Genomic DNA, 16928 nt, shown 5'->3' with positions numbered 1-16928 from the left:
TTTTCTGAACTTCCGCGGCGCTCTTGTCTTTCGCTTTTTGTTCTCATTATGCGAGAGGGTGGAGGATGGATCTGCATGTCGACGAAGTGTTTTACGTGTAGGCGTGACATATGTTTCGCGAAAGCATCTAAAAATGCTTTACACTTGCCTCGAATTTTTTGTGAGTTTGCTCCTCAAACTCATATTCTTACGGATGAACGAATTTTCCTATGGCGGCAGATGATCAGTATTTCCTCGTGGTTGATGACTTTTCGACGATGCGTCGTATTGTCAGCGGCCTGCTGAAGGAACTTGAATACACCAAGATGGTGGAGGCCGACGATGGTACGACCGCCCTGAAGATCCTGGAGGCGGGTGCCATGCCGGTCACCTTCGTGTTGACCGACTGGAACATGCCGGGCATGGATGGTCTGACCCTGCTCAAGAAGATTCGCGCCACGCCATCGATGGCGCATCTGCCGGTGTTGATGATTACCGCCGAGGCGAAAAAGGAAAACATCGTCGAAGCCGCGCAGTCCGGTGCAGATGGTTATATCGTCAAGCCTTTCAATGCGGCGACGCTGAAGGATAAGATCGAGAAGATCCTGGCGCGACGTGCCAACCTTGCCAAGGCATGATGCGCAGGGTGGGATAGGTTGTGAAATGAAAACGGCATCTGTGGATGCCGTTTTTTTGTTTTCAATCCGGGTGGGGAGGGGTGTCAGGTCAGGCCGAAGTAGCGGGCGACATCGCCGCGCGTCCAGGATTTGATGACATCCCCATCCAGCAGCACGCGGTATTCGTCATGGCGTTCGCCGTTCTCCAGTTCCACGGTGCGGCTCTGCAGGGTGTATTCCCGGTTGTTGATCACGGTCTGGTGCTCGGTGTGATTCTTCTGGTCCGACATGATGCTGGTCTCCCTCTGTGGACTTGGATGCTAGCACGGCGGCGTTCCTCTGCGTGTACTGGAGCGCGGGTAAGTTGTGTCGATGGTCGAGGGAATTTGCTATAATAGCGAGCTATGGTTGAGGTTGCCTTCGGGTGGCGACTTCCCGAATATCAATGCATCCCCATCTGTAAGAGCGAGAAAGGCAAACCGGTTATGACACCGCGAACTACCACCGAGGTTTTCACGCGACGCTAGTCGGGTTCTTTTTCGTCCTTTGAAAAAGCGCGGCTGGTCCGCGTTTTTTTTCGTCCGTCTTTTCGCTAATCCACTTAGCTAACCCGTAATTACCCTCAATAGGCAAGGCAGCCACGCTGCCGACATGGAGTGCAAAATGGTTTCAGTTCGTCTTCCCGATGGTTCGCAACGCCAGTTCGACAACCCGGTCACCGTGGCGCAGGTCGCCGCCAACATCGGCACCGGTCTGGCCAAGGCGGCCCTGGCCGGCCGCGTCGATGGCAAGCTGGTCGATACCTCCTACCTGATCGACAAGGATGCGGACCTGGCCATCATCACCGACAAGGATGCCGATGGCCTGGAGGTGATCCGTCACTCCACCGCCCACCTGCTGGCCTATGCGGTCAAGGAGCTGTTCCCTGACGCCCAGGTCACCATTGGTCCGGTCATCGACAACGGTTTCTACTACGACTTCTCCTACAAGCGCCCCTTCACTCCGGAAGACCTGCAGGCCATCGAAAAGAAGATGGCCGAGCTGGTGAAGAAGGATGAGCCGGTGACCCGCAAGGTGCTGCCGCGCGATGAGGCGGTGGCGTACTTTAAATCCATCGGTGAAGCCTATAAGGCCGAGATCATCGCTTCCATTCCGCAGAACGAGGATGTCTCGCTCTATACCGAGGGCAGCTTCACCGACCTGTGCCGCGGCCCTCACGTGCCCTCGACCGGCAAGCTCAAGGTGTTCAAGCTGATGAAGCTGGCTGGCGCCTACTGGCGTGGCGACTCCAACAACGAGATGCTGCAGCGCGTCTACGGTACCGCCTGGGCCAAGAAGGAAGACCAGGAAGCCTACCTGCACATGCTGGAAGAGGCTGAGAAGCGCGACCACCGCAAGCTGGGTCGCGCACTGGACCTGTTCCATTTCCAGGATGAGGCGCCGGGCCTGATCTTCTGGCATCCCAAGGGCTGGACCATCTGGCAGCAGGTCGAGCAATACATGCGTCGTGTCTACCAGGACAACGGCTACCAGGAAGTGAAGGCACCGCAGATTCTGGATCGTTCGCTGTGGGAAAAGACCGGCCACTGGGAAAACTATCGTGAAAACATGTTCACGACCGAATCGGAAAACCGGGCCTACGCGCTCAAGCCGATGAACTGCCCGGGCCACATCCAGATTTTCAACTCTGGCCTGCACAGCTACCGCGACCTGCCGCTGCGCTACGGCGAATTCGGTCAGTGCCACCGCAACGAGCCCTCGGGCGCGCTGCACGGGATGATGCGCGTGCGTGGCTTTACCCAGGATGACGGTCACATCTTCTGTACCGAAGACCAGATCCAGGAAGAGGTGGCCGCCTTCAATCGCGTGGTGCGTGAAGTCTACGATTGCTTCGGTTTCAAGGAAGTCGCGGTGAAGCTTGCGCTGCGTCCGGAAAAGCGCATCGGTGCCGAGGAAGTCTGGGACAAGGCCGAGAACGCCCTGCGCGAAGCCATCCGTGCCTCCGGTTCGGAGTGGGAGGAGTTGCCGGGTGAGGGCGCTTTCTATGGTCCCAAGATCGAATACCACCTGAAGGACTCCATCGGTCGCTCCTGGCAGTGCGGCACCATGCAGGTGGACTTCTCGATGCCAGCCCGCCTGGGTGCCGAGTATGTCACCGAGGACAACAACCGCAAGGTACCTGTGATGTTGCACCGGGCCATCGTCGGTTCGCTGGAGCGTTTCATCGCCATCCTGATCGAAAACCATGCTGGCGCGATGCCTTTGTGGCTGGCGCCAACACAAGTTGTCATCCTGAATATTTCCGACGCGCAAGTGGATTATGTGCAAAACGTTGCACAAACGCTGAAAAAACAAGGGTTTAGGGTAGAGACCGATTTGCGCAACGAAAAGATTACCTATAAAATACGGCAGCATTCTATTCAGAAGCCGCCCTATATCTTGGTTGTCGGCGATAAAGAACGGGATGCAAACACTGTGGCCGTGCGTGCGCGGGGCAATGTCGATCTGGGCGTCATGTCCATCGACACCTTGGTGGAGCGCCTCAAGGATGAGGTTGCCGCCAAAGCCTGAGTCGGGGAAGCCTAGGGCTTCCTCCCAGCGCAAGAGCACGGCTTAATTTATTGGATTTTAAAAGGAAACTGCAATAGCTACTGACAAGTCGCATCGCCTCAACCGCGAGATCACTGCGCCGGAAGTACGCCTTTCGGGTGTTGAAAACGAGCCGTTGGGCATCGTGAGCCTGGCCGAAGCCTTACGGCTTTCCGAAGAGGCCGAAGTCGATCTGGTCGAGATTGCGCCCACCGCGCAACCTCCTGTCTGCCGCCTGATGGACTACGGCAAGTTCAAGTACCAGGAACAGAAGAAGGCGCACGAGGCCAAGCTCAAGCAGAAGGTCATCCAGGTCAAGGAAGTCAAGTTCCGTCCGGGTACCGATGATGGCGATTACAACATCAAGCTGCGTAACCTGACCAAGTTCCTGGAAGAGGGTGACAAGACCAAGATCACGCTGCGTTTCCGCGGCCGTGAAATGGCTCACCAGGAAATCGGCATGCGCGTGCTGGAGCGTCTGAAAGCGGATCTGGAGCCCTACGGTCAGGTCGAGCAGTTTCCCAAGATGGAAGGTCGCCAGATGATCATGGTCCTGGCGCCGAAGAAAAAGAAATAAATCTTTTTCATCATTCTTGTTCAGTTATTCAGTTTCAAGCAGTTAGCCGTATCAGGACGACATCTCTCCGGTGTCGTCCATGCCGCGAAAGCCGCGGCAGCGTAGGGCCGACAAAGGATTTGCAGGGCGCAGGCGACTGTGTCAGGCAAAAGCAGCGGGATTACCCGCTGTCAAATAAGTGAGAGCAGGCATCAAAGAGCAGCGAGTATTTGCGGCCACCTGCAATCATCAAAAAATGGAGCTGTCCGGAAGGACAGAGTTGCTATGCCTAAGATGAAATCGAAGAGCAGCGCGAAGAAACGTTTTCGCGTGCGCCCGGGCGGTACCGTCAAGCGCGGTCAAGCCTTCAAGCGTCACATCCTGACCAAGAAGACCACCAAGAACAAGCGTCAACTGCGCGGTACCGAGGGCGTCCATGAGACGAACCTGAATTCCGTTCGCGCAATGCTGCCGTTCGCTTAACCTCACCTACACTAAGGAGCTACTATGCCTAGAGTCAAACGTGGGGTAACAGCACGTGCCCGCCACAAGAAAGTCCTCGCACTCGCCAAGGGTTACCGCGGCCGTCGCAAAAACGTCTACCGTATCGCCAAGCAAGCAGTCATGCGCGCTGGTCAGTACGCGTACCGTGACCGTCGTAACAAGAAGCGCGTGTTCCGCGCACTGTGGATCGCCCGTATCAACGCCGCTGCGCGTTCGCACGGCGTGACCTACAGCGTGTTCATGAACGGCCTGAAGAAGGCTGCGATCGAACTGGATCGTAAGGTCCTGGCCGATATGGCTGTCACCGACAAGGCTGCATTCGCTGCCATCGTCAACCAGGTGAAGGCCAACATCGCTGCCGCCTAAATCGACAGCGTGTTGACGCGGTAGCCGGCTGCAACATCCACGACGCAAGTCAGACGAGCAGCCGGCGCTGCAAAATCCTGCGGGGCAGAGGTGTCACACCGATGCCCCGTATGTTTTTGATCCACGGTTTCGTGGATTTTTTTCCTTTTCGACTTCGTCGTCGGATTTTCGATTGGAGCGAGACTTACCGCATGAATCCCCTAGACCAACTCCTGGGCCAACTGGTCACGCAGGCGCAGGCTGATTTCGCCGCCGCGCCCGACGCCGCCGCACTGGAAAACGCCAAGGCCAAGTACCTCGGCAAGACCGGCCAGATCACCGAGCAGATGAAGGGGCTGGGCAAGCTGGCGCCGGAAGAACGCAAGGTACAAGGGGCGATCATCAACGTCGCCAAGGAACAGATCGAAAACGCGCTGACCGCACGCCGCGATGCTCTGGCCAATGCCCAGATGCAGGCGCGCCTGAATGCGGAAGCCATCGACGTCACCCTGCCTGGTCGTGGTCGCGGCGTGGGTGGTATCCATCCGGTGATGCGCTCCTGGCAGCGCGTCGAGGAAATCTTCCGTTCCATCGGCTTCGATGTCGCCGACGGTCCCGAGATCGAGACCGACTGGACCAATTTCACCGCATTGAACAGCCCCGAGAACCATCCGGCGCGCTCGATGCAGGACACCTTCTATATCGAAGGCAACGACACCCAGGGCAAGCCCCTGCTGCTGCGTACCCACACCAGTCCGATGCAGGTGCGCTACGCCCGCATGAACAAGCCGCCGATCAAGGTCATCGCCCCGGGCCGTACCTATCGCGTGGACAGCGATGCCACCCACTCGCCGATGTTCCACCAGGTCGAAGGCCTGTGGATCGCCGAGGACATCAGCTTCGCCGACCTCAAGGGCGTCTACCTCAACTTCGTCAAGGCCTTCTTCGAGACTGACGACCTGCAGGTGCGTTTCCGTCCCTCCTATTTCCCCTTTACCGAACCCTCGGCCGAAATTGACATCGCCTTTGGTAGCGGTCCGCTCAAGGGGCGCTGGCTGGAAGTCTCCGGTGCAGGCCAGGTGCATCCGACCGTGGTGCGCAACATGGGGCTGGACCCCGAGCAGTACATTGGCTTCGCGTTCGGCTCCGGCCTTGAGCGCCTGACCATGCTGCGCTATGGCATCAATGACCTGCGCCTGTTCTACGAAGGCGACCTGCGCTTCCTGAAGCAATTCAATTAATCCGATCAAGAAGGGCGCCGCGCCATGTCGCGACGCGCCTCTGGCTGATAGCTGAAAGTCTGAATCATGCAATTCTCTGAAAACTGGCTGCGTACCATGGTCAATCCGACCATGACCTCGGATGAACTGTCGCATCTGCTGACCATGTCCGGCCTGGAGGTCGAGGAAGTCGAGCCGGTCGCGCCCCCCTTCACCAATGTGGTGGTGGGTGAAGTGCTGGAAGTCACCAAGCACCCGGACGCGGATCGCCTGAACGTATGCCGCGTCAACGTGCACACCGGTACCATCCTGAACATCGTCTGTGGCGCGCCCAACGTGCGTGCCGGCCTCAAGGTGCCTTGCGCCATGGTGGGTGCGGTGCTGCCCCCGGGTGCCGATGGCAAGCCCTTCGAAATCAAGGTCGGCAAGCTGCGCGGCGTGGAATCGCAGGGCATGCTGTGCTCCGCGCGCGAACTGAAGCTGTCGGAAGATCACGGTGGCCTGCTGGAATTGCCCGACGATGCACCCGTGGGCCAGAACTTCCGTGACTACCTGCAACTGAACGATCTGAAGTTCACCATCAAGCTCACCCCCAACAAGGCGGATTGCCTGTCGGTGTTGGGCGTGGCCCGTGAAGTGTCAGCCCTGACCGGTAGCCCTCTGAAGGCACCGGTGTATCAATCCGCGGCGGTCAATCTCGACGAGAAACTGCCCGTGCGCATTTCGGCGCCCGAGTTGTGCGGCCGTTTCGCCGGTCGCGTCATCCGTGGCCTCAATGCCAAGGCAGCTACGCCGCAATGGATGAAGCAGCGCCTGGAACGCAGCGGTCAGCGCTCGATCTCGGCGCTGGTGGATATCTCCAACTACGTGATGCTGGAGCTGGGCCGTCCCTCGCACGTGTTCGACCTCGACAAGATCCATGGCGGCCTGGATGTGCGCTGGGGGCGCAAGGGCGAATCGCTCAAGCTCCTCAACGGCAATACCGTGGAAGTCGATGAGTGGGTTGGCGTGATCTCCGACGACAAGGAAATCGAATCCCTGGCCGGCATCATGGGCGGTGACGCCACTGCAGTCTCGCTGGAGACCAGCAACATCTACCTGGAAGCTGCCTTCTGGTTCCCGCAGGCGATCCAGGGCCGGGCACGTCGCTACAACTTTTCGACCGATGCGGCGCATCGCTTCGAACGTGGTGTCGACTTCGCCACCGTGGTCGATCACATCGAACGCATTACTGCGCTGCTGCTGGAAATCTGCGGCACCAGCGACACCCGCGTCGGCCCCATCGACGACCAGATCGTCAACCTGCCCAAGCGTGAGCCTGTCACGCTGCGCACTGCGCGTGCGGCCAAGGTGATCGGCGTGGAGATCACCGATGAGATGGTCTCGGACATCTTCAAGCGCCTGGGCCTTTCCTTTGACTATCAGCCTGGCCTGTTCTCGGTCACGCCGCCGTCCTATCGTTTCGACATCGAGATCGAGGAAGACCTGATCGAGGAAGTCGCGCGCGTCTACGGCTTCGAAAATATCCCGGCACTGCCGCCGGTGGCCGCCAATGCCATGTGCATCGCGCCGGAGAACACGCGCTCGCTGTTCGCCATCCGTCGTCTGCTGGCGGATCAGGACTATCAGGAAGTGGTCAATTTCAGCTTCGTGGAAGCAGGCTGGGAAGCCGACTTCGCCGGCAATACCGATCCGATCAAGCTGCTCAATCCGATCGCCAGCCAGATGAGCGTCATGCGCTCTTCGCTGATGGCCGGGCTGGTGGCCAATGCGCGCTACAACGTCAACCGCAAGGCGTCGCGCATTCGTGTCTTCGAAGCCGGTGCCGTCTTCCGCAAGAATGCCGATATCGTTGATGGTCCGCTGGCGGTCGCTGGCTTCGAGCAGCCCAAACGCGTGGCTGCGCTGGCCTACGGCCCGGTGGCCGAAGAACAATGGGGCCAGTCCAGCCGCAACGTCGATTACTTCGACGTCAAGGCCGATCTGGAGGCCCTGTTCGCACCGCGCACCCTGCGTTTCGTTAAGGCAGAACATCCGGCGCTGCACCCGGGCCGTACCGCGCACGTGCTGCTGGGCGAGCAGGTGATCGGTGTGATCGGTGAATTGCATCCGAAGTGGCAGCAGAAGTACGAGCTGCCGCTGGCACCGGTGGTCTTCGAAGTCGATGCCGATGCTCTGCAGCAGCGCGACCTACCGGTCTACACCGAGATTTCCAAATTCCCCGCCGTCAGCCGCGATATCGCCCTGGTGGTGAAACAGTCGATTGGCGCCCAGCAATTGCTGGATGTTTTTACTGCTGAAAAGCAGGTCAACCCCGCATGCGCTATCTTGCAAGCCCTTGTTTTATTTGACGAATATCAAGGCAAGGGTCTGGAAAGCGACGAAAAAAGTCTTGCGTTCCGCTGCACCTTGCAAGATACTCAAAACACCCTTCAGGATGACAAGGTCGACCTTGCCGTGAATGCGCTGGTGGCCGCTGCGGGCAGCAGACTTGGCGCCAGGTTGCGTGCCTGACGTGATGTCCGAGAGCGAAAATAATTACAGACCGGAATCGGTTGAGGCCCAGTCATTCATCGCCATGAACAACGTGAATTCGAACGAATTTCAATCCGTGCTGGACGCCGATCTGCATCGTGCTGTGATGGAATCGCAGGCACGTTCGCAGGCCGACAAGAACCTGCCAACGCTGACCAAGGCCGAGCTGGCCGAACTTTTGTTCGAACAGGTCGGTCTGAACAAGCGCGAAGCCAAGGACATGGTGGAAACCTTCTTCGACGAGATCCGCAACGCCCTCGAGCGTGGCGAGGCCGTCAAGCTTTCCGGCTTCGGTAATTTCCAGCTGCGCGACAAGCCGCAACGGCCTGGCCGCAATCCCAAGACTGGCGAGGAAATCCCGATCACGGCGCGTCGCGTCGTGACCTTCCATGCCAGCCAGAAATTGAAGGAAATGGTGGAACTCTCCAGCGGCGGTGCCGTTGAAATGTCCGTCTAATCTATGAATGAACGTGTCAACAAGCCGGCGGCCATTGTGCTGCCGCCCATCCCGGCCAAGCGTTATTTCACGATAGGTGAGGTCAGCGAGCTGTGTGGCGTCAAGCCGCACGTGTTGCGCTATTGGGAGCAGGAATTTACCCAGTTGAAGCCGGTGAAGCGACGTGGCAACCGTCGTTATTACCAGCATCACGAAGTGCTGCTGATCCGTCGTATCCGTGAACTGCTCTACGAGCAGGGCTTCACCATCAGTGGCGCCCGCAACAAACTCGATGGCACCCACGAGGTCGAGCAACCGGAAGAGCCGCAGCCTCCTGCCATCAGTCTGGACGAGGCCGCCATCGACAGCCTGCGTGCAGAGTTGCTGGCCGTGCTGGAGAGCCTCAAGCCAGGTGCCGCAGCATAATCCGCTGGCATCGTTCCGATCGCGAGGTCTTCTCCGTTCCGGCGGATATCACGCTTCTACGCGCCGCACGCTGGTCTCGTTGACCACCGTGCGGCGCGTTTCCTTCCAACCCCATCGCAGCAACAACATCGATGGCAGGGGAGAGTACCCATGAACCCTTATCAGTGGCGCCCGATGAAAGCGGCTGACTTGCCGCAGGTGATGGACATCGCCGCGCAGGTTCACGTCGGTTACTACGAAGCGCCGGAAGTCTTTGCCGAGCGCCTGAGCCTGTTCCCGCAGGGATGCCGCATCGCCTGGCTGCGCGACTTGTCTGGTGCGGCCGTGGTGCTCGGCTACGCCTTCATGCACCCGACGCGTCGTGGCCATCCGCCAGCCTTGAACCAGTTGTTGCACGTCATTGATGAACAGGCCGACTGCCTGCACCTGCACGACGTCGCTTTGTTGCCGCAGGCGCGGGGCTCCGGCCTGGGTCTTGCACTGATTCAGGAGATCTACCACCTCGGCCGTGCCACCGCGCTGCCATGCGCGACGCTGGTGGCCGTTCATGAATCCGGCGGCTACTGGCACAACGCCGGATTCGAGGATGACCTGGAAGTCCCGCCGCAAGGGCTGGACGCATTGGCCGGCTACGGTGATGGCGCCCGTTACATGAGCAAGCTCATCCGCTAGCAAGCAGCTATCAAGAGATGGGAAACTTGATTGTTGTCAATGTGGCAAATATTTCACACTATCGCAGAACTTCACTTTTCGACTTGATCAAATGACAACTACGCCCGTAGAATTGATAAAAAATTTACAACTATTTGTGTAGATTTACGCGGCGACAGCCGCGATCAATTCTTGCCTGAGCCAGTGAGGGATCTGACCAGGCGTCATTTTATCGAATCGGGGGTTCCATGTTTGGTCGTTCCAAGTCGGTCTTGGCCACGTTTGCTATCGCGCCGCTGTTATCGTTCGGCCTGTCCGAAACCGCACACGCGGCGACGACTTCGCTCACCGGCGCCGAAGCGCTCCAGCAGTTCAACCTGGTCGTGCTCGGTAGCGCCACGTCCAATTCCCACGTCGATGGTCGTGCCTGGATCGGCGGCTCGCTCACCGGCGGCGATTATGTACAGCACGTCGGCGATACCCCGGCCTCCAATTACGCGGGCCTGACCGTCATGGGCAGCGCCACCAACGTACACGTCAATGGTCTGGGCTCGGCTATCGGCGGCTCGCTGGTCAATTCCACGGTCAACACCGGCTCCAGCTACATCGGCGGCTCCGTCTCCAATAGCAATCTGAACGGACCGGCCTATGTGGTTGGCGGCAGCAACGGTAGCAATTTCAATGGTGGCCATCTGTCCGCGCCGTCCTCGCTGATGCAGACCAACTTCGATGCAGCCAGCTCCACCAATTTCGGCAGCACGCTCGGCGCGCTGTCCAACACCCTCAAAGGCGCAGTCGCCAATAGCACGGTCTCTCTCAGCGGCAACAAGGCGACCTTCAATGCCGTCGCCAATGCCAAGGGCGTTGCCGTCTTCAACCTGGATAACACCACCAGCGCCTCGGTGTTCTCGGCGGGCGAATTCTCCTTCGCCGCCAATGGCGCCAGTACCATCATCATCAATTCGAGCGTGAGTTCGGCGGTGATCGGCGCCAATTTCCTGGGCGGGCAAGCGCAGTCGCTGGGCAAGTCCATCGTATGGAACTTCTATAACGCCAGCAGCCTCACCATCAACAATCAGTTTGGCGGCACCATCCTGGCCACGCATGCCAGTCTGACCAATAACCAGAACATCGAAGGCGGCGTGTTCGTCAACAGCCTGACCCAGAATGGCGAACTGCACCTGCAGTCCTTCACCGGCAACCTGGCAGCCGTGGCCCCGGTTCCCGAGCCTGAGCAATACCTGATGATGCTGGCTGGGCTGGCCGTTGTCATCGGCGCAGCGGCCCTGCGTCGCAGAAACGTCCCCATGCCGGTGGCACTGGGAGCCTGAGGCCTGCAGTCACGAAGCGGATAGTGGTGATGCGCTAGACATGCCGTTCAGCGGAGTGCTGAACGGCATTTTTCATGGTGAAGGGCAAGGTGCCGGCAGTGCGGGCTTACAAAGGTTCATGACGGAAATAGACCTCCGGGCGCCCCGACAGATTCTTGGCCAGCTCCTGCAGGAAGCTCTGTGTGGGTGCCGGTTTGTCGAAGCCGGTCATCAGCAGCGCTGCAGCCAGGCCGAGTGGCAGGAATAGATGGCGCAAGGAAGGTGGCGACCTATGTAGCGAAAGGCTGAATGCCCATGCCGCGATGGCACCGAGAAGCAGTCCCAACAACACCTCGGATTCGGAGTGAACCTTGATTACCAGACGCGACACGCCAATGGCAGTCACAGCCAGTGCCACCAACGCGAGCACAAACATACGACGAGGGCGGCTGCTAGCTTGCGTGAAGACCAGCGCAATGGACAGATAAAGCGCACTGGAAGAAGCGGTGTGGCCGCTGAAACCGGTGAAATTGAGCAGGGGTGGGGCGATATCCCAGCCCATGAACAACAGCTTGCTGATGACAACGATGAACATTGCCGTGCCAAAACAGACTAGCCAGGCCAGCATCGGGCGCCACATCCTGTTCAGACCCAGCCAGATCGCAAGGATGAAGGCGGCGGGAATGGTGATGGCGCTGTCGCCGAAGAAAGTGATGGTATGCCAGTTCGGGTTCATGTGGGACGAGGAGGGTGCAAGGGGGTGGCGCTGAGGATCTTATCCGCTTGCAGCGCGTCGTGAAAGCGTTGGGACGCTTGCCAGAAGATAAACGTTCAGTTTTTGTTGCGTCGCGATATAAATAGTTTGTAGCTTTTTTGCAGCTTGTTGTCTTAATTGAAATATCCCGTTTGTCCTACAAGGGCATCCGTCATTGTCTGATTGTCGGATTTTCCGGGCTGCGTATCCTTACCGCATTGTTTTCTAGAGGGCAATCTTCAGCACAAATTTTTGCCTAAATATCAAAAATGATGCATGATTGACTCTAAATTTTTTTGTGTTGCGATGCAGCAATTCAAGTATCAACTATTGCCATTGTTTCAAAAGTAAAACTAAAAAAGAAAGGGCGCTGATTCGTGATGCCACGGCAGTTTCGCAATAGCAGCAAGCGCAAGACCCGGGTGCAAGTATGTGCGCTGCTGGTGTCCGTGACCTGCCCTTTGGCCTACGCGGCAGACCCCGGTCAGGTGGTTGTTCCGTATGTGCAGTACACCTATTTGCATGACGATAACCTGTTGCGCCTGAGCGGGCCGGATGCTGCCCAGACTGCACTGGGATCTCCCAAGTTGTCCGATAACGTGCAGAGCAGGGTGGGCGGGATTCGTATCGACAAGAATCTTAGCCGCCAGCATATCTATCTGGATGCGAGTGCAACCAAGAACACGTTTGATTATTTCAGGCAGTTCGACAACGACGCTCGTGATCTGAAGGCGGACTGGGGTTGGGCGCTGGGCGAACGTTTTTCGGGCAACGTTGGCTATGTATATTCGCGTTCCCTAACGCCGTTCCAGAACTACCGCGTGCTGGATCTGAATATTCGCACCATGAGTACGAAGTATGCCAACTTGGCATGGCAATTGCATTCCGATTGGACATTGCGGGTCCAGGCTTCCCGTTTTGGGCTGGCGTATGACCTGAGCACGCAGAAAGCAAACAGTTTTACCCAGAACCTGGCGGAAGTCGGACTTGATTACAACCCGAGCAGCGGCAGTATCGCTGGGGTGCAGGTACGCAAGACCACCGGCAATTATCCATATGACTCGGTGGTGGGTACCGGAACTATCAACAACTCGTTCAGCCAGGAAGACTACAAGGCCAAGATTGTCTGGCTTTACAGCGGCAAGACCAAGCTGCAGTTTCTGGGCGGCATTACGCAGCGTGAACGAAACTCGGCGGCAGATGCGGGTTACCGTGGTTTCAATGCGCGCCTGATCGCAGATTGGGCAGCCACGGACAAGACCAGTTTCAAGGCCAATCTCTGGCGTGAAATTGGTGGCGTGAATGATGTCGATGCAAACTTTGCCCTGACCAATGGCGTCAGCGTCGCTGGAACCTATTTGCCAACTGCCAAATTGCGGGTAGATGGCTTGATAGATTATGAAAAGCGGAATTACAACGGTGCCTCGATCGTGACAGGTGTGACGCCATCGAACCGTCGTGACAATTACGAGAAGGCGAGTCTCAGTTTGACCTATTCGCCAACCACGTCCCTGTCGCTGATGTTGGCGATCTACCGGGAAAACTCGCAATCGAACATCAACACCTTCAGCTATCTCTCCAACGGCATTTCCCTGACTTCGCGCTATGAATTCTGAGGCCCCCAAAATGAGTGACCTGCATGATGGCCTGCCGTTGGTCAACGTCAAGCCCAATACCATCACCATGGTATTCAAGCGCTTTGTCGAGCCGGCACTGATCGTGGCCTATCTGTGGATCTTGGTCCGCCTGCATGGGCACACGTTCAATGGCGACTACTGGGTGCTTGCCATCATGGCGTTCTTCCTGTCTTCGTATTTCTTCACCGAATTGCATCAGCGGCGCATGCGGCGTAATCCGAAAGGACCTTCTGTCCTGGCGCCGGTGCTGGATTGGATGGCAGTGGCCGCGGTGCTGGTGCTGGTGGCCTACATCTGCGAGTTCTACCAGAGCTTTTCGATGCGCGCGATCTTCTTCTGGGTCGTCAGCACGCCCATTGGACTGATCATTTCCCAGCATGTGCAATCGCGGGTGATGCGCGATCTGCATACCAAGGGAGAGGTGCGCAAGGCCATCATCATCGGCGTCAATCCTGCCGCGCTGAAGCTGGCAGACCGCATGGACAAGTATCCGTCGCTGATGATCAAGCTCATGGGCTTCTTCGATGACCGCGAGTTGAATCGTCAGCCGGCCGGTACCTATACGCCCTTGCATGGCAAGATGTCCGACGTTGCGGCCTACGTCCGGCAGAACAACATCAATATGGTCTACATCAGCATGCCGATCTCGGCGCAGCCGCGTGTGCTGCAGATGATCGACGAGCTGCAGGACACCACGGCGTCTATCTATTTCATTCCGGACATCTACATCTTCAACCTGATCCAGGCCCGCTTCGATTACGTGGGCGGGATGGCAGTGATGGCCATTTGCGAGACGCCCTTTACCGGGACCAACAATCTGGTCAAGCGCGTGAGCGATCTGATCCTGGCCTCCCTCATCCTGCTGATGTTGTTGCCGGTGATGATGGTCATTGCCATCTGCGTCAAGCTTACTTCGCCGGGGCCGGTCATCTTCAAGCAGCGTCGCTATGGCCTGGATGGCGAAGAGATCGTGGTCTACAAATTCCGCTCCATGACGGTGATGGAAGACGGTGGCAAGGTCACGCAAGCCACCAAAGGAGACATGCGTCTGACCAAGATCGGTGGCTTCCTGCGCTCCAGCTCGCTTGACGAATTGCCGCAGTTCTTCAATGTCCTGCAAGGTCGCATGAGCATCGTCGGGCCGCGCCCTCACGCAGTAGCCCACAACGAGTTGTATCGCAAGCAGATCAAGGGTTACATGCTGCGTCACAAGGTCAAGCCGGGCATCACTGGCTGGGCGCAGGTCAATGGCCTGCGGGGTGAAACCGAGACGCTGGACAAGATGAAGGCCCGTATCGAATTCGATCTGGAATATCTGCGTCGCTGGTCGCTGTTTTTCGATCTGTGGATCATCTTCCAGACCGTGCGCATGGTGGTCAAGCGGGATAACGCTTACTGATGGTCGACGCCTCCTCCAAGGGGAGAGGGCACATGAGCCGGTGTGACTGGTCGGCAACAAGTGATAGTGAAAATAACAGAGAGCTTGGTGAAATGAAAATCGGGAAGGCAGCAATTCGGCAGCATCACAATGTTGCAAACAAGGCGCTGGTATCGGCCATGCTCTTGATCGCCCTGGCGGCGTGCGGAGAAAAGAAGCCGGCGTCGGCTTCCTCCAGCCAGGTGGTGGCCATCGTAGATGGTCAGGAAATCACAATCCATCAGGTCAACAATGAACTGGCCAAGACCGGCGGGCAGCAAGTCACCAAGCAATTGCTCGATGGTCTGGTTGCACGCCAGTTGTTGGTCAATGCGGCCAAGAAGGACAAGCTCGATACCGATCCGGCGGTGCTGGCCGACATGGAGCGCGCGCGCAATCTGGTGCTCGCGCAAAGCTATGTGGCTACCAAGGTGAAGGCGCCCACGCGCCCGCTGGACCAGGACATCGATGACCTGTATCGCAAGAACCCGGACTGGTTTGCACAGCGCCGGCAATATGAATTCGCGCAATTGATCGTCGCGGCGTCAAGCGTGACACCCGAGCTCAACGCACTGATGGATCAGCGCGGTAAACGTCTTGAGGACGTCGTGGCGTGGCTTGATGCGCATCGCGTGCAGTACGCGCGCCAACAGGTCATCAAGACATCGGCCGACCTGCCGCCGCAGATGAATGCCAGCTTGAAGACCATGGAGCGTGGCGCGCTGTTTATCGTGATCGAAGGGCAGACAGCGATCCTGACCTCGCTGCAGGACGTCAAGAGTGCACCGCTCTCGCTGGCAGTGGCAACGCCGCAGATCGTGCAATACCTGGCGGGGCAGAAACAGAATCAGGCCTCCGAAGAATTGCTGGATCGTCTCAAGAGCGGGGCCAAGATCGAGTATTCGGAGCAGGCCAAGACGTTCAAGGACCTGAGCGTCGCAATCCCTGGTGCCGCGGGCGATACCAGCAAGAGCGCCGAAAGTATCAAGAATGACGCGATTTCTCGCGGCGTGGCCGGTTTCAAGTAAAGAAGTATTGATCAACATCCGGGCGTGCGACGTCTGAATCAAGAACCTGATGTATTGCGGAGTAATGACAATGATGAGAAAAGTGGTGTTCCTGTTGGTCGGTCTGATGCTCGCCAGCTCGAGTCTGTTTGCCAAGGCCGACGATATCCTGCTGGGTGCGGGTGATGTGATTCGCGTGAAGGTGTATGGCAGCGACGATCTGAGTCTGGAAACCCGGATCAGTGAAGCTGGCGTGATCAGCTATCCCCTGGTTGGCGAAGTCAAGGTCGGTGGCCTGTCCACGGCACAGGCCGAGACCAAGATCGCGAGCCTGCTCAAGAACGGCGGCTACCTCAACAATCCGCAGGTCAACATTCTGGTGACTGTGCCGCAAAGCCAGATGGTATCGGTGCTGGGTCAGGTGACCAAGCCGGGGCGCTATCCGCTGGATGGCAGGCGCAACGTGGCTGATGTGATCGCCCTGGCTGGCGGCGTCACCCCTGACGGCGGGGACGCTGTGACCATCGTGCGTCCGGACGGCAAGGGCGGTGTGACCAAGCAGCTGGTAGATATCTACACCATCACCCATAGCGGCGATACGACCTCGCTGCCGGAAGTGGGCGCCAATGATGTGGTCTATGTCGAGCGCTCCTTGCGTTTCTATATCTATGGCGAAGTGCAACGTCCAGGCATGTACAAGCTGGAACGCAACACCACCGTATTACAGGCCTTGTCGGTGGGTGGCGGCTTGACCCAGCGCGGTACCGAGCGTGGTCTGATGGTCAAGCGTCGTGATCCGGAGGGCAATTTGCAGGAAGTCCCGGTGAAGAAGGATGACCTGCTGCAGGCCGACGACATCGTCTATGTGAAGGAAAGCTGGTTCTAAATCAGTGTCCCCGGCAGCGATAGAAGTGAGTTTTTTCTTTTAGTGACTGAATACGCCAA

17 protein-coding genes are annotated in these 16928 nt (G+C 57.8%); 15 read left to right on the top strand and 2 right to left on the bottom strand.

The window, feature by feature from the left end; translation table 11 throughout:
- The first annotated feature begins 209 nt into the window (after positions 1–209).
- Positions 210–617 carry a response regulator gene (locus tag I5R65_RS03335; protein ID WP_180668793.1) on the top strand — a complete coding sequence of 136 codons (408 nt, stop codon included), beginning with the start codon at positions 210–212 and terminating at the stop codon, positions 615–617.
- Between the two features lie 83 nt (positions 618–700).
- Here the strand turns inward: I5R65_RS03335 and I5R65_RS03330 are convergent, their stop codons facing one another.
- Entirely contained in the window at positions 701–886 is a 186-nt protein-coding gene (locus tag I5R65_RS03330; RefSeq protein WP_180668792.1) for a hypothetical protein, read from the bottom strand.
- 373 nt (positions 887–1259) lie between these two features.
- Between I5R65_RS03330 and thrS the strand changes: the two genes are divergently transcribed.
- The 10 genes from thrS to I5R65_RS03280 all read left to right on the top strand — a co-directional run bounded on the left by thrS (position 1260) and on the right by I5R65_RS03280 (position 11189).
- Entirely contained in the window at positions 1260–3167 is a 1908-nt protein-coding gene (thrS, locus tag I5R65_RS03325) for a threonine--tRNA ligase (RefSeq protein WP_180668791.1), read from the top strand.
- A 73-nt stretch (positions 3168–3240) separates the two neighbouring features.
- Positions 3241–3762, top strand: coding sequence for a translation initiation factor IF-3 (gene infC / locus I5R65_RS03320; RefSeq protein ID WP_075258054.1), 522 nt, complete (start codon positions 3241–3243; stop codon positions 3760–3762).
- 264 nt (positions 3763–4026) lie between these two features.
- Entirely contained in the window at positions 4027–4224 is a 198-nt protein-coding gene (gene rpmI, locus I5R65_RS03315) for a 50S ribosomal protein L35 (RefSeq protein WP_006712688.1), read from the top strand.
- A 24-nt stretch (positions 4225–4248) separates the two neighbouring features.
- Positions 4249–4611 (top strand): 50S ribosomal protein L20, encoded by a 363-nt coding sequence (rplT, locus tag I5R65_RS03310; RefSeq protein WP_006712690.1) that lies wholly within the window; start codon positions 4249–4251, stop codon positions 4609–4611.
- A gap of 191 nt (positions 4612–4802) precedes the next feature.
- On the top strand, positions 4803–5831 hold the full coding sequence (pheS, locus tag I5R65_RS03305) for a phenylalanine--tRNA ligase subunit alpha (protein ID WP_180668790.1): 1029 nt from the start codon (positions 4803–4805) through the stop codon (positions 5829–5831).
- 66 nt (positions 5832–5897) lie between these two features.
- The gene (pheT, locus tag I5R65_RS03300; RefSeq protein WP_180668789.1) at positions 5898–8324 is read left to right on the top strand and encodes a phenylalanine--tRNA ligase subunit beta; all 2427 of its coding nucleotides are present in this window, start codon (positions 5898–5900) and stop codon (positions 8322–8324) included.
- Positions 8325–8388: 64 nt separating this feature from the next.
- Positions 8389–8802 (top strand): integration host factor subunit alpha, encoded by a 414-nt coding sequence (locus tag I5R65_RS03295; protein WP_180668788.1) that lies wholly within the window; start codon positions 8389–8391, stop codon positions 8800–8802.
- 3 nt (positions 8803–8805) lie between these two features.
- Positions 8806–9207, top strand: coding sequence for a MerR family transcriptional regulator (locus tag I5R65_RS03290; RefSeq protein WP_180668787.1), 402 nt, complete (start codon positions 8806–8808; stop codon positions 9205–9207).
- A gap of 150 nt (positions 9208–9357) precedes the next feature.
- The gene (locus I5R65_RS03285; RefSeq protein WP_180668786.1) at positions 9358–9879 is read left to right on the top strand and encodes a GNAT family N-acetyltransferase; all 522 of its coding nucleotides are present in this window, start codon (positions 9358–9360) and stop codon (positions 9877–9879) included.
- Positions 9880–10106: 227 nt separating this feature from the next.
- Positions 10107–11189: a choice-of-anchor A family protein gene (locus tag I5R65_RS03280; protein WP_180668785.1), complete on the top strand. Its 1083-nt coding sequence runs from the start codon at positions 10107–10109 to the stop codon at positions 11187–11189.
- 106 nt (positions 11190–11295) lie between these two features.
- Here I5R65_RS03280 and I5R65_RS03275 read toward each other — a convergent pair whose 3' ends face one another.
- A complete protein-coding gene (locus I5R65_RS03275; protein WP_180668784.1) occupies positions 11296–11904 on the bottom strand; it encodes a phosphatase PAP2 family protein in 609 nt (202 codons plus the stop codon).
- 398 nt (positions 11905–12302) lie between these two features.
- On the opposite strand from I5R65_RS03275, the gene epsL reads away from it, so the two are divergent.
- The 4 genes from epsL (at position 12303) to epsE (ending at position 16869) form a co-directional block, all read left to right on the top strand.
- Positions 12303–13538 carry an XrtB/PEP-CTERM-associated polysaccharide biosynthesis outer membrane protein EpsL gene (epsL, locus tag I5R65_RS03270; RefSeq protein WP_180668882.1) on the top strand — a complete coding sequence of 412 codons (1236 nt, stop codon included), beginning with the start codon at positions 12303–12305 and terminating at the stop codon, positions 13536–13538.
- 10 nt (positions 13539–13548) lie between these two features.
- Entirely contained in the window at positions 13549–14958 is a 1410-nt protein-coding gene (locus tag I5R65_RS03265; RefSeq protein WP_231395044.1) for an undecaprenyl-phosphate glucose phosphotransferase, read from the top strand.
- On the top strand, positions 14958–16004 hold the full coding sequence (locus I5R65_RS03260) for an EpsD family peptidyl-prolyl cis-trans isomerase (RefSeq protein WP_231395043.1): 1047 nt from the start codon (positions 14958–14960) through the stop codon (positions 16002–16004). The genes I5R65_RS03265 and I5R65_RS03260 overlap by 1 nt, the downstream gene beginning before the upstream one ends.
- A gap of 70 nt (positions 16005–16074) precedes the next feature.
- Complete coding sequence (gene epsE, locus I5R65_RS03255) at positions 16075–16869, top strand: polysaccharide export protein EpsE (RefSeq protein WP_370460950.1); 795 nt, start codon at positions 16075–16077, stop codon at positions 16867–16869.
- Positions 16870–16928 lie beyond the last annotated feature (59 nt).

The sequence above is a fragment of the Herbaspirillum sp. AP02 genome, from assembly GCF_015767275.1.
Classification (GTDB): Bacteria; Pseudomonadota; Gammaproteobacteria; order Burkholderiales; family Burkholderiaceae_D; genus Herbaspirillum.
This window is presented reverse-complemented; position numbering and strand designations above follow the sequence as displayed.

Coding starts and splice junctions, on each gene's coding strand:
- I5R65_RS03335 (WP_180668793.1), top strand. CDS start 210: ATGGCGGCAGATGATCAGTATTTCCTCGTGGTTGATGACTTTTCGACG.
- I5R65_RS03330 (WP_180668792.1), bottom strand. CDS start 886: ATGTCGGACCAGAAGAATCACACCGAGCACCAGACCGTGATCAACAAC.
- thrS (WP_180668791.1), top strand. CDS start 1,260: ATGGTTTCAGTTCGTCTTCCCGATGGTTCGCAACGCCAGTTCGACAAC.
- rpmI (WP_006712688.1), top strand. CDS start 4,027: ATGCCTAAGATGAAATCGAAGAGCAGCGCGAAGAAACGTTTTCGCGTG.
- rplT (WP_006712690.1), top strand. CDS start 4,249: ATGCCTAGAGTCAAACGTGGGGTAACAGCACGTGCCCGCCACAAGAAA.
- pheS (WP_180668790.1), top strand. CDS start 4,803: ATGAATCCCCTAGACCAACTCCTGGGCCAACTGGTCACGCAGGCGCAG.
- pheT (WP_180668789.1), top strand. CDS start 5,898: ATGCAATTCTCTGAAAACTGGCTGCGTACCATGGTCAATCCGACCATG.
- I5R65_RS03295 (WP_180668788.1), top strand. CDS start 8,389: ATGAACAACGTGAATTCGAACGAATTTCAATCCGTGCTGGACGCCGAT.
- I5R65_RS03290 (WP_180668787.1), top strand. CDS start 8,806: ATGAATGAACGTGTCAACAAGCCGGCGGCCATTGTGCTGCCGCCCATC.
- I5R65_RS03285 (WP_180668786.1), top strand. CDS start 9,358: ATGAACCCTTATCAGTGGCGCCCGATGAAAGCGGCTGACTTGCCGCAG.
- I5R65_RS03280 (WP_180668785.1), top strand. CDS start 10,107: ATGTTTGGTCGTTCCAAGTCGGTCTTGGCCACGTTTGCTATCGCGCCG.
- I5R65_RS03275 (WP_180668784.1), bottom strand. CDS start 11,904: ATGAACCCGAACTGGCATACCATCACTTTCTTCGGCGACAGCGCCATC.
- epsL (WP_180668882.1), top strand. CDS start 12,303: ATGCCACGGCAGTTTCGCAATAGCAGCAAGCGCAAGACCCGGGTGCAA.
- I5R65_RS03265 (WP_231395044.1), top strand. CDS start 13,549: ATGAGTGACCTGCATGATGGCCTGCCGTTGGTCAACGTCAAGCCCAAT.
- I5R65_RS03260 (WP_231395043.1), top strand. CDS start 14,958: ATGGTCGACGCCTCCTCCAAGGGGAGAGGGCACATGAGCCGGTGTGAC.
- epsE (WP_370460950.1), top strand. CDS start 16,075: ATGATGAGAAAAGTGGTGTTCCTGTTGGTCGGTCTGATGCTCGCCAGC.